The organism is Streptomyces sp. NPDC048191 (genome assembly GCF_040652655.1).
In the GTDB taxonomy this organism is placed as follows: Bacteria; Actinomycetota; Actinomycetes; order Streptomycetales; family Streptomycetaceae; genus Streptomyces.
Window position 1 is genome coordinate 1 of record NZ_JBEZMO010000004.1, and the last position, 20522, is coordinate 20522.

General features: G+C 72.4%; 22 protein-coding genes. 9 read left to right on the plus strand and 13 right to left on the minus strand.

Annotated features, from left to right (window positions below):
* On the minus strand, positions 1–917 hold a 917-nt coding region (locus AB0D93_RS08535), incomplete at its 3' end, for a maltotransferase domain-containing protein (RefSeq protein ID WP_362115154.1).
* A gap of 108 nt (positions 918–1025) precedes the next feature.
* Positions 1026–1325, minus strand: a complete 300-nt coding sequence (locus tag AB0D93_RS08540; RefSeq protein WP_362115157.1) for a DUF5133 domain-containing protein — start codon at positions 1323–1325, stop codon at positions 1026–1028.
* A 327-nt stretch (positions 1326–1652) separates the two neighbouring features.
* Here AB0D93_RS08540 and AB0D93_RS08545 point away from each other — a divergent pair, with 327 nt between their 5' ends.
* Positions 1653–2198, plus strand: a complete 546-nt coding sequence (locus AB0D93_RS08545; RefSeq protein ID WP_362115160.1) for a pep a2 — start codon at positions 1653–1655, stop codon at positions 2196–2198.
* Positions 2195–4339 carry a glycogen debranching protein GlgX gene (gene glgX, locus AB0D93_RS08550; protein ID WP_362115164.1) on the plus strand — a complete coding sequence of 715 codons (2145 nt, stop codon included), beginning with the start codon at positions 2195–2197 and terminating at the stop codon, positions 4337–4339. Before AB0D93_RS08545 ends, glgX begins: the two co-directional genes overlap by 4 nt.
* A 51-nt stretch (positions 4340–4390) precedes the next feature.
* On the opposite strand, the gene AB0D93_RS08555 is transcribed toward glgX, so the two are convergent.
* Entirely contained in the window at positions 4391–5200 is an 810-nt protein-coding gene (locus AB0D93_RS08555) for a VOC family protein (RefSeq protein ID WP_362115167.1), read from the minus strand.
* Between the two features lie 128 nt (positions 5201–5328).
* On the opposite strand from AB0D93_RS08555, the gene AB0D93_RS08560 reads away from it, so the two are divergent.
* Positions 5329–5643 (plus strand): ANTAR domain-containing protein, encoded by a 315-nt coding sequence (locus AB0D93_RS08560; protein ID WP_362115170.1) that lies wholly within the window; start codon positions 5329–5331, stop codon positions 5641–5643.
* Between the two features lie 21 nt (positions 5644–5664).
* Here the strand turns inward: AB0D93_RS08560 and AB0D93_RS08565 are convergent, their stop codons facing one another.
* Entirely contained in the window at positions 5665–6456 is a 792-nt protein-coding gene (locus tag AB0D93_RS08565) for an RNA polymerase sigma factor SigF (protein ID WP_362115173.1), read from the minus strand.
* Between the two features lie 254 nt (positions 6457–6710).
* Here AB0D93_RS08565 and AB0D93_RS08570 point away from each other — a divergent pair, with 254 nt between their 5' ends.
* From AB0D93_RS08570 to AB0D93_RS08585, 4 genes are all read left to right on the plus strand, one after another.
* Positions 6711–7166 (plus strand): MarR family transcriptional regulator, encoded by a 456-nt coding sequence (locus tag AB0D93_RS08570; protein ID WP_362115176.1) that lies wholly within the window; start codon positions 6711–6713, stop codon positions 7164–7166.
* A 35-nt stretch (positions 7167–7201) separates the two neighbouring features.
* On the plus strand, positions 7202–8212 hold the full coding sequence (locus AB0D93_RS08575) for an ATP-binding cassette domain-containing protein (RefSeq protein ID WP_362115180.1): 1011 nt from the start codon (positions 7202–7204) through the stop codon (positions 8210–8212).
* Positions 8172–9032, plus strand: a complete 861-nt coding sequence (locus AB0D93_RS08580; RefSeq protein ID WP_362115182.1) for an ABC transporter permease — start codon at positions 8172–8174, stop codon at positions 9030–9032. Before AB0D93_RS08575 ends, AB0D93_RS08580 begins: the two co-directional genes overlap by 41 nt.
* Positions 9033–9222: 190 nt before the next feature.
* Positions 9223–9747: a hypothetical protein gene (locus AB0D93_RS08585; RefSeq protein ID WP_362115185.1), complete on the plus strand. Its 525-nt coding sequence runs from the start codon at positions 9223–9225 to the stop codon at positions 9745–9747.
* Positions 9748–9822: 75 nt separating this feature from the next.
* Here the strand turns inward: AB0D93_RS08585 and hemC are convergent, their stop codons facing one another.
* From hemC to AB0D93_RS08615, 6 genes are all read right to left on the minus strand, one after another.
* Positions 9823–10758: a hydroxymethylbilane synthase gene (hemC, locus tag AB0D93_RS08590; RefSeq protein ID WP_362115188.1), complete on the minus strand. Its 936-nt coding sequence runs from the start codon at positions 10756–10758 to the stop codon at positions 9823–9825.
* Entirely contained in the window at positions 10740–11633 is an 894-nt protein-coding gene (locus AB0D93_RS08595) for a hypothetical protein (protein ID WP_362115193.1), read from the minus strand. Before AB0D93_RS08595 ends, hemC begins: the two co-directional genes overlap by 19 nt.
* Positions 11630–12106 (minus strand): GNAT family N-acetyltransferase, encoded by a 477-nt coding sequence (locus tag AB0D93_RS08600; RefSeq protein WP_362115196.1) that lies wholly within the window; start codon positions 12104–12106, stop codon positions 11630–11632. The genes AB0D93_RS08595 and AB0D93_RS08600 overlap by 4 nt, the downstream gene beginning before the upstream one ends.
* Positions 12103–12621, minus strand: coding sequence for a hypothetical protein (locus tag AB0D93_RS08605; RefSeq protein ID WP_362115199.1), 519 nt, complete (start codon positions 12619–12621; stop codon positions 12103–12105). The genes AB0D93_RS08600 and AB0D93_RS08605 overlap by 4 nt, the downstream gene beginning before the upstream one ends.
* Positions 12622–12687: 66 nt before the next feature.
* Positions 12688–13680, minus strand: coding sequence for an ATP-dependent DNA ligase (locus AB0D93_RS08610; protein ID WP_362116218.1), 993 nt, complete (start codon positions 13678–13680; stop codon positions 12688–12690).
* Positions 13681–13878: 198 nt separating this feature from the next.
* Positions 13879–15351 (minus strand): MFS transporter, encoded by a 1473-nt coding sequence (locus AB0D93_RS08615; RefSeq protein WP_362115202.1) that lies wholly within the window; start codon positions 15349–15351, stop codon positions 13879–13881.
* 247 nt (positions 15352–15598) lie between these two features.
* Here AB0D93_RS08615 and AB0D93_RS08620 point away from each other — a divergent pair, with 247 nt between their 5' ends.
* A complete protein-coding gene (locus tag AB0D93_RS08620; protein ID WP_362115205.1) occupies positions 15599–16249 on the plus strand; it encodes a TetR family transcriptional regulator in 651 nt (216 codons plus the stop codon).
* 94 nt (positions 16250–16343) lie between these two features.
* Here the strand turns inward: AB0D93_RS08620 and glpK are convergent, their stop codons facing one another.
* The gene (gene glpK / locus AB0D93_RS08625) at positions 16344–17858 is read right to left on the minus strand and encodes a glycerol kinase GlpK (RefSeq protein ID WP_362115208.1); all 1515 of its coding nucleotides are present in this window, start codon (positions 17856–17858) and stop codon (positions 16344–16346) included.
* Positions 17859–17902: 44 nt separating this feature from the next.
* Positions 17903–18670 (minus strand): IclR family transcriptional regulator, encoded by a 768-nt coding sequence (locus AB0D93_RS08630; RefSeq protein WP_362115211.1) that lies wholly within the window; start codon positions 18668–18670, stop codon positions 17903–17905.
* Positions 18671–18847: 177 nt separating this feature from the next.
* Here AB0D93_RS08630 and AB0D93_RS08635 point away from each other — a divergent pair, with 177 nt between their 5' ends.
* Positions 18848–19273 carry an ATP-binding protein gene (locus tag AB0D93_RS08635; RefSeq protein ID WP_362115214.1) on the plus strand — a complete coding sequence of 142 codons (426 nt, stop codon included), beginning with the start codon at positions 18848–18850 and terminating at the stop codon, positions 19271–19273.
* Here AB0D93_RS08635 and AB0D93_RS08640 read toward each other — a convergent pair.
* Entirely contained in the window at positions 19270–20334 is a 1065-nt protein-coding gene (locus AB0D93_RS08640; protein ID WP_362116221.1) for a PP2C family protein-serine/threonine phosphatase, read from the minus strand. The two genes, AB0D93_RS08635 and AB0D93_RS08640, sit on opposite strands and share 4 nt — an antisense overlap.
* Positions 20335–20522: the final 188 nt, after the last annotated feature.

Genomic DNA, 20522 nt, shown 5'->3' on the forward strand with positions numbered 1-20522 from the left:
ATCTCCAGCCCCAGTGCGTGGGCCGTCTCGACGAAGTGGTCGAAGTCCTCCAGGGTGCCCAGGGCGGGGTGGACGGCGTCGTGGCCGCCCTCGGGGGAGCCGATCGCCCAGGGCACGCCGACGTCGTCCGGCGTGGCGGTCAGGGTGTTGTTGCGGCCCTTGCGGAAGGTCGTGCCGATGGGGTGGACGGGTGGGAGGTAGACGACGTCGAAGCCCATGTCCGCGATGGCCTCCAGCCGGCGCGCGGCGGTACGGAAGGTGCCGTGCGGCCGCTCGGCGGTGCCCTCGGAGCGGGGGAAGAACTCGTACCAGGAGCCGTACAGGGCCCGTTCACGCTCCACCAGCAGCGGCATCGGGTCGGAGGCCGTCACCAGCTCCCGCAACGGATGACGGGCGAGAAGCGCGTCCACCTCGGGTGACAGGGCCGCCTCCAGGCGTTCGTGCACCGCGAGGGAGTCGTCGCCGAGGGCCCGTGCGGCGGCGAGGACGGCGTTGCGCTCAGGGCCCTTCGGCACTCCGGCGGCCGCACGCTCGTAGAGTTCGGCGCCCTCCTCGAGGACCAGCCCGACGTCGATGCCGGCCGGCACCTTGACCGAGGCGGTGTGCCGCCACGTCGCCAGCGGATGGCTCCAGGCCTCCACCCGGAAGGTCCAGTGTCCCGTCGCGTCCGGGGTGATCTCCGCTCCCCAGAGGTCGCTGCCGGGAGACAGCTCGCGCATCGGCGTCCACGGGCCACGGCGGCCCTTCGGATCGCGCAGGACCACATTGGCGCCGACGGCATCGTGCCCTTCGCGGAACACGGTGGCCGTCACCTGGAACGTCTCCCCGGCCACCGCTTTCGCCGGGCGCCTGCCGCACTCCACGGCCGGCCGGACGTCGCGTACCGGTACACGGCCGATGGCCGGGGTCCTGCGCATGTATCTCACCTCCGCCGTGCGCGAAGCCGGGCACCCGGCCCGGCTTCGCGATCCGAGAGGGGCCGACTCGCGTCGGTCCCCAGGGGGAACGCCTTGTACGGTGCCAGGTCAGGGCCTTGGCGCCGTGGAACGCCGCTCCGGTGGCGGCGCTCTTCTGGCCGACCGGCGTTGCCGCGGCCGTCCGTCCTGCTCGCGCAGGTAGGTGACCAGATTGGTGCGCAGATAGCGCTCGGCGGCGTCCGCGGCCTCGCGGGCACAGCGTTTGCCCATCAGTACGCACAGCGTGTAGCCCGAGTCCTCGAAGGTGGCCCGGACCGTGCGGTCGTGGGGCGAGGCGAGCATCACGCGCTCCCACGCCCGGTAACGCCGCAACGCCCGGGCCACTTCGGCCTTGGCGGGTAGCAGCATTGCCCTCTTCACCTTCCACGCTCTCGACTGGGCGCGTTCCCGACGGTCGGGTGGTGTCCGGGCGCGGGAGCGCGCGGCACCGTTACGGCGATCGAGGCTTTCACTTATGGTGCACGGACGACGACGCAGCGTCTTGTTGGATCTTCAACCAGGGGTGGGTGTCGCGCCCTCGTGTTGCACGAATGGCGTAGTGCCCTCACCGTGGAGGTGACTCAGAAGCGATCAGCGCTCACGCTATGTGTCCGGGATCCCTCCCGGACGGGCATCCGGGATCCCTCCCGGACGGGCGAGGGGAGCGAGAGCTTCGCCGGTGAGGAGCAAGCGACGATGAAGACCGCAGTGCCCTGCTACTACCACATCGACGTGGAAGTCAGCCCGGAACGGGTGGGTCAGGTCAGCCGCATCCTGGCCGCCCACCTCCGCTACTGGGACCTCGAGAACCTCGCGGACCCCGTCTGCCGCGGCGCGGAGCTGCTGCTGCGGGCGATCGACGAGCATGCGACGGACAAGCACACCTCCATCGAGATGTGGTGGAACGGCCAGCACCTCATCACCGCCTTCGGTGACGACGACCCCGACCTGCGCCCCGACCAGGACCTGCGGTCCTGCCTGGCGGACATCGCCGCGATGAGCGACGGCTGGGGCTGCTGCGCCTCCGACACCGGTAGCAAGATCATCTGGTTCTCGCAGCGCGCCCGCGCCGGTGAGCGCGTCCCGCTGGTGCCGACCGCCCCCGCGCCGACCCTGCGGCAGGGGCTGCAGGTGCCGAGGGAGGTGCCCGTGGCGGTGCTGGCCGCCCCGGCCGGTGCCGTCGACGACCCGCTCGGCGCGCCGGCCGCTCCTGTGGACGCCGTCCTGGAGGGCAGCCGGTGACCGCCCGCAAAAGACGCAAAGGGCTGCCCGTGTGGAGCGGGCAGCCCTACCCGTTGGGTGCCGCGTTCGACGGACAGGGCACCAACTTCGCGCTGTTCAGCGAGGTGGCCGAGCGGGTCGAGCTGATCCTCGTCGACGACGCCGGCACCGAGACCCCCGTCCGGCTGCAGGAGGTCGACGGTTTCGTCTGGCACGCGTACCTGCCCGGCATCGGGCCGGGCCGGCGCTACGGCTACCGGGTGCACGGCCCCTGGCAGCCCTCACTCGGCCACCGCTGCAACCCCGCGAAGCTGCTGCTCGACCCGTACGCCCGCGCCGTGGACGGCCAGATCGACAACCACGCCTCGCTGTACGAGCGCGCCCCCGACGGCCCCGCCCCCGCGGACAGCGCCGGGCACTCCATGCTGGGCGTGGTCACGGACCCGTACTTCGACTGGGGCGACGACCGCCCGCCGCGGACGCCGTACTCGGACTCGGTGATCTACGAGGCCCATGTGCGCGGCCTGACCATGACCCACCCCGACGTCCCCGAACGGCTGCGCGGCACCTACGCCGGTCTCGCGCACCCGTCGGTGACCGAGCACCTGACCTCGCTCGGCGTGACCGCGGTGGAGCTGATGCCGGTGCACCAGTTCGTCCAGGACGGCGTCCTGCAGGACCGCGGCCTGTCCAACTACTGGGGCTACAACACCATCGGCTTCTTCGCCCCGCACAACGCCTACGCGGCCTTCGGCACCCGCGGGCAGCAGGTAAACGAGTTCAAGGCCATGGTGAAGGCGCTGCACGCGGCCGGCCTCGAAGTGATCCTCGACGTGGTCTACAACCACACCGCCGAGGGCAACGAGATGGGCCCGACGCTGTCCTTCCGGGGCATCGACAACGCCTCCTACTACCGCCTGGTCGACGGCGACTGGGCGCACTACTACGACACCACCGGCACCGGCAACAGCCTGCTGATGCGGCACCCCTACGTGCTCCAGCTGATCATGGACTCGCTGCGGTACTGGGTCACCGAGATGCACGTCGACGGCTTCCGCTTCGACCTCGCGGCCACGCTGGCCCGGCAGTTCCACGAGGTGGACCGGCTGTCGGCGTTCTTCGACCTGATCCAGCAGGACCCGGTGATCAGCCGCGTCAAACTGATCGCCGAGCCCTGGGACGTCGGCGAGGGCGGCTACCAGGTGGGCAACTTCCCGCCGCTGTGGTCGGAGTGGAACGGCAAATACCGGGACGCCGTACGGGACTTCTGGCGGGCCGAGCCGGGTTCGCTCGGCGAGTTCGCGTCCCGGCTGACCGGCTCCTCGGACCTCTACCAGCACAGTCGGCGCCGGCCGCGCGCGAGCGTCAACTTCGTCACCGCGCACGACGGTTTCACGCTGCGCGACCTGGTGTCGTACAACGACAAGCACAACGAGGCCAACGGCGAGGACAACCGGGACGGCGAGAGCCACAACCGGTCCTGGAACTGCGGTGTGGAGGGCGCGACCCGCGATCCGGCCGTGCTCGAACTGCGCGCACGCCAGCAGCGCAACCTGCTGGCCACCCTGCTGCTGTCGCAGGGCATCCCGATGCTCTGCCACGGGGACGAACTCGGCCGCACGCAGAAGGGGAACAACAACGCCTACTGCCAGGACAACGACATCTCCTGGGTGGACTGGGAGCTGACGCGGGAGCAGCGGTCCCTGACGGAGTTCACCCGGCGTCTGATCGCCCTGCGCGCCGCGCACCCCGTGCTGCGGCGCCGCCGCTTCTTCCGTGGCGAGACCGCGACCAACGCCGCCCAGCCGCTGCCCGACCTGATGTGGCTCAGACCCGACGCGCGTGAGATGACCGGCCGGGACTGGCAGCGCGGGGACGCGCACTCGGTGGGTGTGTTCCTCAACGGCGACGCCATCGCCGAACGCGACGCCCACGGGCGCCGGATGGTCGACGACTCCTTCCTGCTGCTCGTCAACGGCTACTGGGGGCCGGTGGACTTCCGGCTGCCCGACGGCACCTTCGGCGAGCGCTGGACGACGCTGATCGACACGGCCGACCCCGACGGCATCCCCGACGAACGCGAACGCAAGGCCGGCACGAGGCTGCGCGCGGAGGCCCGCAGTCTGGTCCTGCTGTCGCGCCCGTCGCGGGCGGCGAGGTGATCGCCGGGGCGCGGGCGCGCCGTGGCCGGCGGCCCGGCGCCATGGGCCGGCTCAACGCATCCGGCGCGACGTCACCGTGAACTGGGCCCCGTCCTGGTCCCGCAGGATCGCCTCGTCCTCGTTCTCGCTCAGCACGCTGCCGCCGTGCTTCTCCGCCGTCCGCGCGCAGTCCACGACGTCCGTGACGGCGAAGTGGATCTGCCAGTGCGGCCGCACGGAGGGGTCCGGCGCCGACTCCACCGCGCCCGAGTCGATCCGGGCCACTATGTCGCCCTGGCTGCGCAGCACCACCTCGCCGCCCTCGTACTCCACTTCGCAGCAGCCCGGCTTCCCGGACGCCCAGTCGAGGACCTCGCCGTAGAAGATCGCGGAGTCGAAGGCGTCGCGGGTGTGCAGCCGCACGAAGGTCGGTGCCGCCCGCCGCCACGCCTCCCAGTTGGAGACCAGTTCCCCCTGCCAGATGCCGAAGGTGGCCCCGTCCCGGTCGGCCAGCAGCGCCGCCCGTCCCGGCGGGAAGGACAGGGGCCCCACGGCCGCCGTACCGCCGCGCTCCCGGGCCCGGGCCGCCGCCACGTCGGCGTCCGCGACGGCGAAGTACGGCGTCCAGGCCACCGCCATCTGCCACATGGCGGCGACGGCGGCGATCCCCGCCACCGGCACCCCGTCCGCCAGCGCGATGCGGAAGTGCTCGCCGAGCTTGGCGCCACGCCATCGCCAGCCGAGGACGGCCGTGTAGAACTCCTGGGTGGCCTCCAGGTCACGGCTGGTCAGGCTCACCCAGCACGGCGCGCCGAAGACGGAGTGCGTGCAGATGACGTCCCGCTTCCGCGGTCCACCGCTGACGGGGCTGTTGTCGTTCATGGCAGTCGCGTCCTGCTCTCGGGGCCGGGCGGCCACCGGTCTGGCACCAGTGTCCAACCGGAAGGGGGTGGAATGCCTGTCGAGTACCCCCAGTGGCATCGGGACAGGCCACCGAGGACGATGGGGGCATGGGAGCGAACGAGCCCGAGCGGATCACCGAGCTGGAGGCGGAGGTCGGCCAGTTGAAGGAGGCCGTCACCTCCCACGCGGTGGTGGACCAGGCCATCGGGATGATGGTGGCCCTGGGCAGGGTGACTCCGGACGAGGGCTGGGAGGTGCTGAAGGAGGTCTCCCAGCACACCAACATCAAGCTGCGCAACATCGCGGAACTGATCCTCGTCTGGGGCCGCCGCGGCTGCATCCCGCGCGAGGTCCGTGCCGAGCTCGAGGAAACGCTGGACCGCTACGGTCCCACCCAGGTGCCCGGGGCCGCGGAGGAGTGAGTCCCCCGGTCCTTGCGGCGGTCAGCGGGCCTCGGCGAGCACCTCTTGGCGCAGCCGGTCGAAGCAGCTGCTGAGCAGGCGGGAGACGTGCATCTGCGAGATGCCCAGCTGCTCGGCGATCCTGCTCTGGGTCATACCGCGGAAGAACCGCAGGTAGAGAATGAGGCGCTCGCGTTCGGGCAGTGCCTCGAGACACGGCTTGACGGCGGCCCGGTCGATCACGAGGTCGTATCCGGGGTCGGGTCCGCCGAGGGAGTCGCCGAGGGCGTAGCCGTCGGTGCCGGCCACCTCGGCGTCCAGGGACAGCGCGGAGAAGCACTCCAGTGCCTCCATGCCGGTGAGCACCTCGTCCTCGCTGAGCCGCGCGTGGGCGGCTATCTCCGCCACGCTGGGCGGGCGCCCCGAGGTGGTCTGGGCCAGCTCCTTCGTGGCGGAGCGGACCCGGTTGCGCAGGTCCTGCACCCGACGCGGCACGTGCAGGGTCCACATGTGGTCGCGGAAGTGCCGCTTGATCTCACCGGTGATGGTGGGCACGGCGTACGCCTCGAAGGCGCGGCCGCGCTCGGGGTCGTAGTGGTCGACGGCCTTGACCAGACCGAGGGCGGCCACCTGGTACAGGTCCTCCAGGGCCTCTCCGCGGCCGCGGAACCGCACGGCGATCCGCTCGGCCATGGGGAGCCACAGCTGGACCAGTTCGTCACGCAACGCCTGCCGCTCGGGGCCGTCGGGCAGTTTCGCGAGCCGCTCGAAGGAATCCGCCGTGTCGGGGGCGTCGTCGTGGGGATGGGATGTCGTGCTGCCGGTGACACGCATGGTGCGCACCTCTCTCAGCAGGTGCTTGATGAAACAGACACCGTGGGAGGGGCACTCGGACCGTGGACGGGAACGGGACATCGGGGCGGCGGGCCATGCCGATCCCACGGATGTGCCTCCGGTCCGAAGCACTGACGTTCGTTTGCCCGCTCGGGGACATCACAAAACAAATAAGGGCAAACAGTATGCGGTCGGATTGCCTTTGACCCGTTCTTGGCGGGCATTATCTCTGTAACAGAGGTAATCTTTCGTTCATGGAGTCCGAGACCTTCCCGCAGGAACTGGCGGACGTGCTGGTGCGCATCCAGCGCCTGATCCGGCGGCGGCTGCGCGGCGGGCTGAGCGTGCCGCGGTTGCGCGGCGCCGAGGTGGAGCTGCTGCGGCTGGTCGAGTCCCGGCCCGGCATCGGCATCTCGGACGCCGCCAGAGAGCTGCACCTGGCGAGCAACTCCGTGTCCACCCTGGTCAACCAGCTCGTCCGCGGCGGACACCTGCTCCGCGAGACCGATCCCGCCGACCGGCGCGCCGCACGGCTGCAACTGACCGAGGCCGCCGAGAAACGCCTCGACGACTGGCAGCGGCGCCGGGCGGAACTGTTCGACCGGCATGTGTCCCGGCTCGACGACGCCGACCGGGAAGCCCTGCGCGCGGCCCTCCCCGCGCTGCGCAGGCTCGCGGCCGGGCTGCACGAGAAGGCCGGGGAAGCATGACCGAGGCCGACGACCATGACGGAGGTCCAACCACGATGACAAGGGACACCGCCGGTACATCGGCCGAAGCGGCCGGACCCCTCGGCGCAGGGGTGGGCAGTACCGAGGGGGCTGCTGCGTCCACCACGGCTGACGGCACCGCCGACCCCGTCGGCGCGTCCGCCGGAAGTCGCTCCGAAGCCGAAGCCGATGTCGAAGCCGAAGCCGAAGCCAAAGCCGAAGCCGAAGTCGAAGCCGTCAGCTGCGTTCGGCTTGTCTACGCCTTCGGTGACACCAACGCCGTCGACGGGCTCGACCTGGCCGTCCGTGAGGGGGAGGTGTTCGGGCTGCTCGGGCCCAACGGGGCCGGGAAGACCACCGCCATCCGGTGCATCACCACGCTGCTGCCCGTCCCGGCCGGCCTGGTCCGCGTCTTCGGGCACGACACCGCCAAGGAGCGCATGGCGGTGCGCCGGCTGCTCGGCTACGTCCCGCAGCAGCTGTCCGCCGACAGCGGGCTCACCGGCCGCGAGAACGTCTCCCTGTTCGCCCGCGTCTTCGACGTACCCCGCCGCGAGCGTGCCGCACGGGTCGCCCAGGCACTGGCCGCCGTCGGCCTCGACGAGGCCGCCGACCGGCTCGCCGGGACGTACTCCGGCGGCATGGTCCGCCGGCTGGAACTGGCCCAGGCCCTGGTCAGCGCCCCCCGGCTGCTGATCCTCGACGAGCCCACCATCGGCCTGGACCCGATCGCCCGCACCGGCGTCTGGGAGCACATCAACGCCGTGCGCGCGGCCACCGGCATGACGGTCCTCGTCACCACCCACTACATGGACGAGGCCGACCAGTACTGCGACCGGGTCGGCCTGATGCACCGCGGCCGCATCCGCGCCCTCGGCACCCCGGCCGAGCTGCGCCAGGGCCTCGCCGAACGCCGGGGCACCGACACCCTGCCCACGCTGGAGGACGTCTTCCGGGACGTCGCCGGCAGCGGCCTCGACGACCACTCCGGAGGAGGCTTCCGCGATGTCCGCAGCACCCGCCGCACCGCCCGCCGCGTCGGCTGACCGCACCCCCGGCGGCGGCACCGACCTGCTACTCAGGCCGCCCGTCCCGCGCGCCGGCTGGCGGCTGCTGCCCGCCCGCGTCGTCGCCATGTGCGCCGTCGAGCTGCAGAAGCTGCGGCACGACCGCACCGAGCTGTACACCCGCGCGGTCCAGCCCGCCCTCTGGCTGTTGATCTTCGGACAGACCTTCACCCGGATCCGCGCGATCCCCACCGGCGGCATCCCGTACATCGACTACATGGCGCCCGGCATCATCGCCCAGTCGGCGATGTTCATCGCGATCTTCTACGGCATCCAGATCATCTGGGAGCGGGACGCGGGCATCCTGAACAAGCTCCTCGTCACCCCGACCCCGCGCTCGGCCCTGATCACCGGCAAGGCGTTCGCCGCCGGAGTGAAGTCGCTGGTGCAGGCCATCGTCGTGATCGTCATCGCCGCCGTGCTCGGCGTGGCCCTCACGTGGAACCCGCTCAAGCTGCTCGGCGTCGCCGCCGCGGTGGTCCTCGCCTCCGTCTTCTTCTCCTGTCTGTCGATGACCATCGCGGGCATCGTCCTCAGCCGTGACCGGCTGATGGGCTTCGGACAGGCGATCACCATGCCGCTGTTCTTCGGCTCCAACGCCCTGTACCCCATCTCGGTGATGCCGGGCTGGCTGCAGGCCGTCAGCAAGGTCAACCCGCTGAGCTATCAGGTCGACGCCCTGCGGGGCCTGCTGCTGGGCACGCCCGCGCATCTCGGCACCGACTTCGCCGTCCTCGCGGTGGCCGCCGCGCTCGGCATCACCGCGGCCTCCTCACTGCTCGGCCGGCTGGCCCGGTGATCTTGCCGCCGGACGTGATGTGCGGCACGCGCGCGTGGCCCGCCCGCAGGCGTCCGAACGGATTGTGCCTGGGCAGCGCTTGATCACCGATCAAAGCGGGCGAACCCCCTGGCCACAGCGCATTCCGCTCATTTGACAGTGCGCTCAGCGCACAGATAGACAGCAGCTCTCGAAGGTCGAGAGGGGCACTGTGTACGAGCCGAACGTGGTCGGGGACTGGCACGAGTACGACGAGCATGCCGGTCTGCGGGTCCGCGTCCACCGCCTGGAGGCGGCCGAGCCGCCGCGCGGACGCGACGACGCCGCCGTCGGGCTGACGTACTTCAGTGTCCGGGTGACGGTCGAGAACCGCGGCGCGCGGCCCCTCGGCGTCCACCTGGAGGACGGTCAGCTCGACGTCCGGGTCGGCCCCGACGGCGAGGGCGCGTTCATCGACTGGCGCAACTCCCAGTTCATCGAGGGCTTCGACGTCTACCCGCTGCGCCGGGCCACCGCGGTGCTGTACGCCGCCGCCCCCGAGGCCGCCCTGGCCCACGTGGACGTGCAGGTGCAGCTGCGGGTGGACGAGGAGTGGGCCGACCGCCGGCTGTGGACGGGCGGCGTCGGCGTCCTGGAGGCGGCCCCGGCTGCCACCCCCGCGTCACCCGGGCAGGGCGGCCTGGCCCACCAGGTCAGCGCCTTCCTGAAGGACCAGACGGAGCCCGGTTCCGCCTGACGCGGGTCGCGGCGCCGGCCCGACGGCCGACGGCGGTACCCGCCGTGCGGCCCGTACCGCGCCGGCGTACGCCGCTCAGTGCGGGATGCCGTCGATGATCTCCCGCGCGCCCTGTCGCAGCAGCGCCACCGCGACCGAGGTGCCCAGGGTGGCCGGATCCAGCCGGCCGGCCCATTCGTGGGCGTTCAGCCGGGTCTTGCCGTCCGGAGTGAACACACAGGCCCGCAGGGAGAGCTCCCCGCCGCGGTCCACGCGCGCGTAGCCGGCGATGGGGCTGTTGCAGTGACCCTGCAGCACGTGCAGGAACATCCGCTCGGCCGTCGCCTCACGATAGGTGTTCGCGTCGCCGAGCCCGCTGACGGCATCGATCAGGCCGGTGTCGCCCTCCCGGCACTGCAGAGCGAGGATGCCCGCGCCGATCGGCGGCATCATCGTCTCCGTCGACAGCACTTCGCTGATCACGTCCGTCCGGCCGATGCGTTCCAGGCCGGACACCGCCAGCAGCAGCGCGTCGGCTTCCCCGGCGGCCAGCTTCTCCAGGCGGCGGTTGGCGTTGCCGCGGAACGGCACGCATTCCAGCTGCGGATGCGTGGCCGCCAGTTGGGCCACCCGGCGCACCGAGGAGGTCCCGATCCGGGTGCCGGCCGGCAGCCCGTCCAGGGTGAGACCGTCCGGGTGGATCAACGCGTCCCGGATGTCGTCCCGTTCGAGGAACGCGGCGAACACCGTGCCGGCGGGCAGCGGACGGTCGGCGGGCACGTCCTTGACGCAGTGCACCGCGAGATCGGCCTCCCCGGCCAGCAGGGCCGCGTCGACCTCCTTGGTGAACGCCCCCTTGCCCTCGACCTTGGAGAGATCGCCGAGCCACTTGTCGCCGGTGGTCCTCACCGGCACCACCTCGGTGCGCACACCGGGGTGCAGTGCGGCCAACTCGGTGCGGACCCGCTCCACTTGGGCCAGGGCCATGGGGGAGTCGCGGGAGACGATACGGATCAATTCCGGGACGGACATGGGGGACACGATAGACCCTCCGGATCGAGGCCCGGTCCGCTGCGCCGGCGTCCCACCGCGGTCACCGCCAGTCGTACGGGAACAGCTCCGCCGCGAGGCCGGGACGGGCGGCGAGCACCTCGGCCCGCTGCGGGGTGCGCAGCAGGCACCGGTGCCGCAGCAGGCCGCGCCGCTCGTCCGGGGTCAGCGGCGCCCAGGACGTTGAGCCGGTCGCCGTCGGCGGTCCTGACGTCGACGCGGAAGTCGGTGCGCCACTGGGAGTTGGATCCCCAGCCCATGGACGGATCGGCCGTGGGCCGGTGCCGGCGCCGGAAGCTCCAGTACAGCGGGGACCGGTCGGCCACCCCGCGCTCCGCGTGCCGCAGCCCTGCCCGTACCCGGACGCCCGCCCGGCCGAAGAGCACCCCCGTGCCCAGCCACAGGCCGGGCCAGACGACCCCGGTGATCCGGATCGGCTCGGCGGGGTCCTGGGCCTGCTCGACCTCCACGATCTCGTGCAGGAACGGGTCGAACACCGCGGTCTCCTCGAACGGCGCCATTCCGAGGCCCGTGAAGAGCGCCAGGTACCGCTCCCTGCTCAGCCCGGGCCCCGCCCAGGGATCGTGCCCGGGCGGCTGGAAGGAGAGCAGCAGGGCGTCACTGACCCGGCTCAGGGCGTACAGCTCCCACAGGCCCGCGGACAGCGCCGCCGATCGCGGATCAGCCTCCCCGGGCCGGAGTCCGCCCAGCAGACCGGCCAGCGCCGCGAGCCGCGCGCGGTAGGCGGCTCCGGCCCGCGCGGCCCACGGCCCGGCGACGGCGTCGTACGCGTCCGGGCCCGTGTGCTCGAGGAGCCGCGTGTACAACTGCCGGGCGGCGACCGGTTCCTGGCTCATGCGCCGGCTTCGCCGACCGGCAGGCTGTAGCGCAGCTTCTCCTTGGCGCGGGCGCCGAGCCGGTCGTAGAACCGGACCGCCCCCTCGTTCCAGGCGGGCGTCTGCCACTGCACCTCCGCCACGCCGAGCCGCCGGGCCTCGGCCACCACCGCGCCCACGAGCAGCGGGCCGAGCCCGAGGCCGCGGTGACCGGGGGTCAGGAACAGGCAGTCCATGTGCAGGTACTCCCGCCCGTCCCAGGTGGACAGCTCGGGTGCGCAGGTGGCGTAGCCGACGACCTCGCCGTCCGGGGCCTCGGCGACCAGACAGCGCAGTCGCGGGGCGGGCGTGTCGAACAGCAGGGCGGCGAGCCGGGCGGCGAGGTCCGGCACCGGCGGGGCCGCGCGTTCGTACGCGGCGTGCTGGGCGGCCAGTTCGGCCACGCGCGGCAGGTCGGCACGGTCGGCGTGCCGCACCAGGGGTGTGCCGGTCACCTGACCTCGCCCTCCAGGGCGTCGCTGCTCCAGGCGGTCAGGCGCTCGGCGAGTGGGCCCTCGCTGTCCAGGACGTGCCGGGAGAACGCCTCCCGTTCGTGTGCCAGCAGCGCGGCCTCCCACACGCAGGGCGCGAGTCCCGCCCGCCCCGGCCGCAGCTCGGCGGGCCGCCCGGCCGGCCCGGTGAACACGGCCAGGTCGGACATGTGCCCCTCGATCCAGCTGTGCACGAGGACGTAGTCGCCGTCGCCGCCCGCGTGCACGACGAGCACCGCCAGGCCCAGTGAGCCGCGTGCCCGCCCCAGCGCCAGATGGCCCGCGGCCAGGTCGAGCGCCGTGTCCACCGCCTCCGGAGAGACCGTGCGCCCCGGCGCCCGCAGCGCGTACACCTTGACGAGGTGACCGGCGGCTTTCCGGACGCCCAGGGCCCGGGCGGTACGGCCGTGGTGCCCGTCGGCGAGGGCGAGCAGTCCGGAGGCGTCGACCGCCGGGGGAAGTGCCGCGTGAAGATCCATCCGGCCATGATGGGGGTGCGGGCGGCCGGGCGTCCACGGCGGGGCGGCAGCGCCCGTGCGGCCGCGTCAGGGCGCGTCTCCTCCGCCGGAACCCTCGGGCAGGTCCGCCGCGGAGTCCTCCGGGGTCAGGTCCGGGCGGAGCCGCAGCCAGGACGGCTGGCGCAGGAGGCCGGCCCGGGTCCGGGTGCTGTAGCTGACCTCGCCGACCAGCCGGGGCAGCACCCAGCGGGCGCCGGGGACACGTGGCACCGGATCGAAGGGGCACCGCTCGCTCGCCGCGTCCCGCAGCAGCGCGGCGAGCTCGGCGCGTTCGGCCTCGCTCCAGCCGGTGCCCACCCCGCCGACGTACCGCAGCCGCTCGCCGGCCCGCTGACCGACCAGTACCGCGCCGGGCAGCCCGCTCAGCCGTCCCCTGCCGGGCAGCCAGCCCCCGACGATCACATCCTCCGCGCGCATGTTGCGGATCTTGATCCAGGCACGGGAGCGGATCCCGGGCTCGTACACCGAGTCCAGCCGCTTGCACACCAGCCCCTCCAGGCCGTGCTCCCTGGTCGCCGCGAGCGCCTCGGCGCCGTGCCCGACGACAGCCGCGGGCGTCGACCAGTACGCCCCGGTCAGGCCCAGTTCCACCAGGCGCTCCCGGCGCCGCAGGTACGGCAGCCGCAGCAGCGGTTCCGTCAGATACGGCACGTCGAACAGCACCAGGTGCACCGGCACCTGGGCGGCCCGGCGTGCCGCCCGCGCGGGAGCGTGCGCGAGTCCCATCCGGCTCTGCAGCAGCTGGAAGTCCGCCCGCCCCTGTTCGTCGAGGGCCAGCACCTCGCCGTCCAGGACGGCGGGCGTGGCACCCAGCGCGTCGCCCAGCGGGCGCAGTTCGGGATAGGCCCCGGTGATCTCCTCGCCGGAGCGGGCGCGCAGCGACAGGCTCCCGTCTCCGGGGAGGTACACCATCACCCGCTGGCCGTCCTGCTTGGTCTCGTACGCCCACCGCTGGTCCTGGACGGCGGGCGGCAGCCTGCCGGGGGTGGCCAGCATCGGCGGGATCAGCGGCAGGGTCACGGCGGTCACGGCTGAAGGTGTCGACCGCGAGCGCCGGGCTCACGCGCCTTGCGGTGCCGGTTCCCCTGAACGGCCCGCCACCGGCGACCGGAGCCGACTGCTGGTCGTGAACCGCCAATTGAGGGTCGGCAGGGAGCGGGCCGCGGTCGGGGCGGCCCGCTCCGGCTCCGGGGCGGAAGCGGGTGGCCGGCCCGCTCCTCAGGCAGCCGTCCGTGCCGACGGCTCGGCCGGGACCGGGGCCTGGGGCGCGTCGGCCGGACGGGGCCGGGGCAGGAACGAGGCGAGGACGAAGGCCAGCAGCGCCGCACCCGCGCCGATCGCCATGACGACCTTGAAGCCGTTCTCGGACGGCAGCGCGTGCCCGCCGAGGCTGGTCGTCATCTGCGCCAGGATCACCCCGGCGGCCGCGCTGGCCACCGATGTGCCGATGGACCGCATCAGGGTGTTGAGGCTGTTCGCGGCGGCCGTCTCCGAGGGCGGGACCGCCCCCATGATCAGGGCGGGCATGGCTCCGTAGGCGAAGCCGACGCCGGCGCCGATGACGCAGGACACCAGGACCAGCTGCCAGACCTCGCTCATCAGCACGATGTTCAGGCCGTAGCCGGCGGCGACGACCACCGCTCCGGTCATCAGCGTGACCTTCGGACCCCGGGCCTTGGTGATCATGGCGGAGACGGGAGCCATGGCCATCATCACCAGGCCCTGCGGGGCCATGACCAGCCCCACGGTGAGCATGGACCGGCCCAGGCCGTAGCCCGTCCCCGTGGGCAGCTGGAGCAGCTGCGGCAGGACCAGGGACATCGCGAACATGGAGAAACCGAACGCGATGGACGCCAGATTGGTGAACAGCACCTGGCGGCGGGCGGTGGTGCGCAGGTCCACCAGCGGTGCGGCCGTGCGCAGTTCGAAGAAGCCCCAGGCCACCAGGACGACGACCGCGAGCGCGAACAGCCCCAGGGTGGTACCGCTGCCCCAGCCCCAGTCCGCACCCTTGGAGACGGCGAGCAGCAGCGAGACGAGCCCGACGGCCATGCCCAGCGCCCCGACGAGGTCGAAGCGGCCACCGGTGCGCACGTCCGACTCGGGCACCAGGGCCAGTACGAGCGTGAAAGCGACGACGCCGAGGGAGGCGGAGGTCCAGAACAGCACGTGCCAGTCGAAGTGGTCGGCGATGAACGCGGCCGCGGGCAGGCCGAGCGCGCCGCCGACCCCGAGCGAGGCGCTCATCAGCGCGGTCGATCCGGCCAGCCGCTCGGGCGGCAGCTCGTCGCGCATCACGCTGATGCCGAGCGGCACCACGGCGGCGGCGAGCCCCTGGAGCGCACGGCCGACGATCATCGGGACCAGCGCGTCGCTGAGCGCGCACACCACCGAACCGGTCACCAGCAGCACCAGGCTGGCCAGGAGGAGGAGCCGCTTGCCGAACATGTCGCCGAGCCGCCCCGCCACCGGAGTGGCGACGGCGGCGGCCAGCAGGGTGGCGGTGACGGCCCAGGCGGCGTCGGACGGCGAGGCGTGCAGATAACCGGGCAGCTCCGGAACGATCGGGATCACCAGGGTCTGCATCAGCGACACGGTGATACCGGCCAGGGCCAGCACCGCGACCACGGCACCCGGCCGCGGCGGAACGGATCTGCCGGCCGCGGCGGGCCGGACGGGGGCATCGGACATGAGGAGGGAAGCCTTCCGAGGAGCGGGGAACGGACGGCGGCCGGGGAGACCGTGCCCATTGTTTAAGTCAACTGATTGACTTACTTTAGCGACCCGACAAGGCCCGGCACACGGGGCCTGCCCCGGGAGCGGCGGGCGCGCACCGTAGGCTTCTCGGGCTGGACCTCGCCGCCCCGGTCGAGGACCCGGGGCGGCGCGCGGGACCGACCGCTCCGGGACGATGCACGGTCCCGGAGCGGTGGTGGGCATGGCGCGCAGGACGGCGCGGGCCGAGCAGGTGAGCGCGACGCGGGAGGCGATCCTGACCGCGGCGGAACGGCTGTTCGCCGAGCACGGCGTGTACGCCGTCTCCAACCGTCAGGTCAGCGAGGCCGCCGGCCAGGGCAACAACGCGGCGGTCGGCTACCACTTCGGCACCAAGGCCGACCTGGTCCGCGCGGTGGCCCGCCGGCACGCCGAGCGCATCGAGACGCTCAGGGAGCGGGCCCTGTCCACGGCCGGCGGATCGACCGACGTACGTGACTGGGTCGACTGTCTGGTGCGCCCGGTGACCGAGCACCTGGCGGCGCTCGGCAGCCCCACCTGGTACGCCCGGTTCTGCGCCCAGGTCATGACCGACCCGGTGCTGCACCAGATCATGGTCGAGGAGTCCATGGCCTCGCCGGCGCTGCGGCAGGCGGTCGAGGGGCTGAACCGCACCCTCCCGGAGCTGCCGCCCGAGGTCCGCGCCGAACGCGGCCAGATGGTCCGCCTGCTGATCCTGCACACCTGCGCCGAGCGGGAACGGGCCCTGGCCGAGGGCACCCCGACCCCGCGCGGCACCTGGGCGGAGGCGTCCACCGGACTCGCGGACGCGATCCTGGGCCTGTGGCTGGCCCCGGTCGGCCCTCCTCGCTGAACGGCGCCGCGGGGCCACGGCGTTCTCGCCCGGCAGGTGCTCGCTCCCGCCGTTTCCGCCACCGCGGCGCCACGGACACCGGGACCGGATCGCGTCAGGGGGACCGTGGTGGCCTGACCCAGCCCAGGGACCGTTCGACCGCCCGCTTCCAGTTGTCGTACTCCGACTCGCGCAGCTCGGGATCCATGTCGGGCAGCCACTGGCCGGCCCGGTGCCAGTTGCGGCGCAGCACCTCCAGGTCGGGCCAGTAGCCGGCGGCGAGGCCGGCCGCGTAGGCGGCGCCGAGCGAGACCGTCTCGGCGACCATGGGCCGTACGACGGGTACGTCGAGCACGTCGGCCACGAACTGCATGAGCAGGTTGTCCGCGGTCATGCCCCCGTCCACCTTGAGTTGCTGGAGGGGGACGGAGGAGTCGGCGTTCATGGCGTCGACGACCTCACGTGTCTGCCAGCCGGTGGCTTCCAGGACCGCACGGGCCAGGTGGCCCTTGGTGATGTACGAGGTGAGGCCGACGATGACCCCGCGGGCGTCGCTGCGCCAGCGGGGCGCGAACAGCCCCGAGAAGGCGGGGACGATGTAGCAGCCGCCGTTGTCCTCGACCGTGCGCGCGAGGGTCTCGATCTCCGGGGCGGTGCTGATCAGTCCCAGGCGGTCCCGGAACCACTGGACGAGTGCGCCGGTGATGGCTATCGACCCTTCCAGGGCGTAGGCCGGCTGCTGGTCCCCGATCTTGTACGCGACGGTCGTGAGGAGCCCGTGCCGGGACCGCACCAGCTCGCTGCCGGTGTTGAGCAGCAGGAAACTGCCCGTGCCGTAGGTGCACTTGGCCTCGCCGGGGGAGAAGCAGGTCTGGCCGAAGAGGGCGGCCTGCTGGTCACCGAGGGCGGCCGTGATCGCGACCCCGGGCAACAGCGAGCGGGCTTCGTCGTACGCCTCCGCGGACGACCGGATCTCGGGCAGCATCGCCCGGGGTACGCCGAAGAAGGCCAGCAGCTCGTCGTCCCAGGTGAGCGTGCGGATGTTCATCAGCATGGTGCGGCTGGCGTTGGTCGCGTCGGTGATGTGCAGGCCGTTGTCGGCGCCGCCGGTGAGGTTCCAGATCAGCCAGCTCTCGATCGTTCCGAACAGCACCTCACCGTCCTTGGCGCGCTCCTCGACCCCCTTGACGTGGTCGAAGAGCCACCGAAGCCGCAGCGCGGAGAAGTAGGTCGAGGGCGGCAGGGCGCACCGCTCCAGGAAGAACGCCTCCCCGGGGCGCTGCATGAACTCGTCGACGAGCGGCGCCGTGCGGGTGTCCTGCCAGACGATCGCCCGGCCCAGCGGGGCGCCGGTCCGCCGGTCCCACAGCACCGTCGTCTCGCGCTGGTTGGCCAGTCCGATCGCGGTGATCTGCCCCCGGTCGACACCGGCGTCGGAGAGCGCCTCGGGCACGATGTGCCGCAGGTTGTGCCATATCTCCAGGGCGTCGTGCTCGACCCAGCCCGGCCGGGGGAAGTGCTGGTGGTGTTCCTTCTGTGCGACCGAGACCAGGCGCCCACGGTGGTCGAACAGGATGCATCGGGTCGAGTTGGTGCCCTGATCGATGGACATTACGTACCGTTCGGCCATGATCGGGTCTGCCTTCCGATGAATCGAGGGGCGGCTGTCCTGGCCTACCAGCGGGCGGCTCCCAGGTCTCTGGAGATCGCCCGTGCGGCTTCCCGGAGCAGTGTGATCAGGCTCGGGCGGGGGTGGTAGTGGCTGTCGCAGAGCCGCTCGAGTGGCCCGGACAGCCCGATGGCGCCCACGACGAGGCCGCCGTGCCCGCGGATCGGCGCCGCGATCCCGGCCTCGCCCATGCTCATCTCCTGGATCTCGGCCGCCCATCCGACGTCCCTGACCTCCGTGAGCGCCCGGGCGAGCCGCTCGGGATCGACCAGGGTGTGCCGGGTGTACGACTCCAGCTCCAGCTCGTGGGCCGGCTCGACGCTCGCGGTGCCGTACGCCAGCAGGACCTTGCCGAGCGAGGAGGCGTGCAGAGGCAGCAGCGAGCCCACGTCCAGGGTCTGGAAGGTGTCGTCCGGCCGGAACACGTGGTGGACGATGAGGACGCTGCCCTCCAGCGGGGTGCCCAGGCGCACCGCCTCCCCACTGCGGGCGGCCAGGGCGTCGGCCCAGTTCAGCGAGCGCGAGCGCAGCTCGTTGACGTCGAGGTAGCTGGTGCCGAGGTGCAGCAGGGCGGCTCCGAGCTGGTACTTCCCGGTCGTCGCGTCCTGCTCCACGAAGTCCACGTGCTGCAGCGTGCGCAGAATGCCGTGGGCGGTGCCCTTCGCCAGCCCGAGCGAGGCCGCCACCTCGCCCAGACCGAGTCGGCGGGGACCGCCGGCGAGCAGACGCAGGATCGCCGCCGCCCGTTCGATCGACTGGACTGGGCCGGCCATGAAGCGAGCGTATTACCCCTGCGCACGCCGTGCCCGTGGGAGCGGCGGGTACCGGCGTTCGGTAATGCCGACCGCCGTTCATTGACCGGCCCGATTTGTCTCCATAGCGTGCTTGGCAGCCCGGAACGCGCCGATTGACCGGCGCCGGACCGGCCGTACACACCATCGGGAGAGAACATGGCGGCAGAGCTGAAGACGCTGCTTCAGGCGGCATACGAACACGTGTGTCCCGTGCCGCCCGTCCCCGGCGCCGTCTCGGCCGTACGCCGTCGGGCGGCGGCGGTCCTGGCCGACTGGAGTGTGTGTCCGTACCTCGTGGACGACGCGCTGCTCGTGGTGTCGGAACTGGTCACCAACGCGCTCGTGCACGCCTGTCCCCCGGCGGTGCTGCGGCTGTCGTGGGTGCGGGGCGACGGCGAGTGCACCCTGCGCGTCGAGGTCATCGACGCGGGGCCCGCCCTTCCGATCAGCGGGTCCCTCATCGGGGTCGACCCCGACGAGCACGGCAGGGGCGAGACGATCGTCCACGCCCTGGCGACCCGCCACGGCATACGCACCCGTCTCGGCGAGGTCACCCGCTGGGCCGAACTCGTCCCCCACTAGATCGCTGCCTCGTAGCGTGACGGCACACTCGTCGGCTCGGACGCGGTCTTCTTGCGGAGCAGGAGCAGGGCCGCGTCGTCGTGCAGCCTGCCGCCCACATGCGTCAGCAGTTCGTCGTGGAGCGCGCTGAGCGTGCGCGTCGGCTCGTCGCACACGTGCCGGGTCACCCCTTCGGTCAGCGGATAGAACGCGCGGGTGTGATCGCGGGCCTCCGTGACCCCGTCGGTGTAGAGCAGCAACTGGTCTCCCACCGCGAACCGCAGGCGCTGCAGGCCGGGTGCCTGGCCCGAGAGGGCGCGCAGCCCGAGGGGCGGAGCGGGGCGGGCGGTCTCCACCGCCCCGACCTCGCCGGATGCGGATATCAGCAGCGGCGGTGCGTGTCCGCAGTTGACGATCTCCAGGTCTCCCGAATCGGGAAGTCCGGCGACCACGGCGGTGACGAAGTCGTCGGGACCGAGGTTGCGCGCCAGGCTCCGCTCGATCCTCGCCACGACGGCGAGCAGGTCGGGCTCGTCCTGGGCGGCCTCCCGGAACACCCCGAGCACGAGCGCGGCGGTTCCCACGGCGGGCAGCCCCTTGCCGCGCACGTCGCCGACGATCAGCCTGATCCCGTAGGGCGTCGGCAGCAGGGCGTAGAGGTCCCCGCCGATCCGCGCCTCCGCCGCCGCGGCGCTGTAGCGGACGGCCACCTGGAACGGGCCGACGGTGTCCGGGACGGGCTGGAGCAGGGCCTGCTGTGCGGCCTCGGCGACCGAGCGGACGGCGGCGAGGACACGTTCACGACGGCCACGCAGCGCGCTGGCCAGCCCGCTCGCCGCGGTCACGGCCAGCAGGGCGGACACCACGGCTGCGGGCTGGCGGGCGGGAGTCGCGTGTCCGAGGGCCAGCGCCACGCCCAACGCCACGGCGAGGAGACCGACGCACATCACACCACGCGGCCCGTTGGTGGAGGCCGCCAGTGCGGGTCCGGCCGCCAGCAGCGGCAGCCAGGGCATCCCGGCCCCGGCGATGACGTCCAGGAGCGCGATGACGGCGACGACCACCACCGGCAGCAGGGGCATCCCCGCCGCCACCTGCCGGGCGGCACGCCGGTGGACCGATCGCCAGGCGCCGGCCGCACGGCTGCGGAAATGCCGCATCGGAGCAGGGTCGCCGTCATGGTGTCCGGCCAAGCTCATGGTTCGTCCGCAGTCCTTGTCTGTGCGAGGTACACCCGGAATGTCCGTTTCATCAAGCAAACGGGCTGGGC

Excerpts from the sequence above, each read along its gene's own strand:
- AB0D93_RS08540 (WP_362115157.1), bottom strand. The coding sequence starts at position 1,325 with ATGCTGCTACCCGCCAAGGCCGAAGTGGCCCGGGCGTTGCGGCGTTAC.
- AB0D93_RS08545 (WP_362115160.1), top strand. The coding sequence starts at position 1,653 with ATGAAGACCGCAGTGCCCTGCTACTACCACATCGACGTGGAAGTCAGC.
- AB0D93_RS08555 (WP_362115167.1), bottom strand. The coding sequence starts at position 5,200 with ATGAACGACAACAGCCCCGTCAGCGGTGGACCGCGGAAGCGGGACGTC.
- AB0D93_RS08560 (WP_362115170.1), top strand. The coding sequence starts at position 5,329 with ATGGGAGCGAACGAGCCCGAGCGGATCACCGAGCTGGAGGCGGAGGTC.
- AB0D93_RS08565 (WP_362115173.1), bottom strand. The coding sequence starts at position 6,456 with ATGCGTGTCACCGGCAGCACGACATCCCATCCCCACGACGACGCCCCC.
- AB0D93_RS08570 (WP_362115176.1), top strand. The coding sequence starts at position 6,711 with ATGGAGTCCGAGACCTTCCCGCAGGAACTGGCGGACGTGCTGGTGCGC.
- AB0D93_RS08575 (WP_362115180.1), top strand. The coding sequence starts at position 7,202 with ATGACAAGGGACACCGCCGGTACATCGGCCGAAGCGGCCGGACCCCTC.
- AB0D93_RS08580 (WP_362115182.1), top strand. The coding sequence starts at position 8,172 with ATGTCCGCAGCACCCGCCGCACCGCCCGCCGCGTCGGCTGACCGCACC.
- hemC (WP_362115188.1), bottom strand. The coding sequence starts at position 10,758 with ATGTCCGTCCCGGAATTGATCCGTATCGTCTCCCGCGACTCCCCCATG.
- AB0D93_RS08595 (WP_362115193.1), bottom strand. The coding sequence starts at position 11,633 with ATGAGCCAGGAACCGGTCGCCGCCCGGCAGTTGTACACGCGGCTCCTC.
- AB0D93_RS08605 (WP_362115199.1), bottom strand. The coding sequence starts at position 12,621 with ATGGATCTTCACGCGGCACTTCCCCCGGCGGTCGACGCCTCCGGACTG.
- AB0D93_RS08615 (WP_362115202.1), bottom strand. The coding sequence starts at position 15,351 with ATGTCCGATGCCCCCGTCCGGCCCGCCGCGGCCGGCAGATCCGTTCCG.
- AB0D93_RS08620 (WP_362115205.1), top strand. The coding sequence starts at position 15,599 with ATGGCGCGCAGGACGGCGCGGGCCGAGCAGGTGAGCGCGACGCGGGAG.
- glpK (WP_362115208.1), bottom strand. The coding sequence starts at position 17,858 with ATGGCCGAACGGTACGTAATGTCCATCGATCAGGGCACCAACTCGACC.
- AB0D93_RS08630 (WP_362115211.1), bottom strand. The coding sequence starts at position 18,670 with ATGGCCGGCCCAGTCCAGTCGATCGAACGGGCGGCGGCGATCCTGCGT.
- AB0D93_RS08635 (WP_362115214.1), top strand. The coding sequence starts at position 18,848 with ATGGCGGCAGAGCTGAAGACGCTGCTTCAGGCGGCATACGAACACGTG.
- AB0D93_RS08640 (WP_362116221.1), bottom strand. The coding sequence starts at position 20,334 with ATGCCCCTGCTGCCGGTGGTGGTCGTCGCCGTCATCGCGCTCCTGGAC.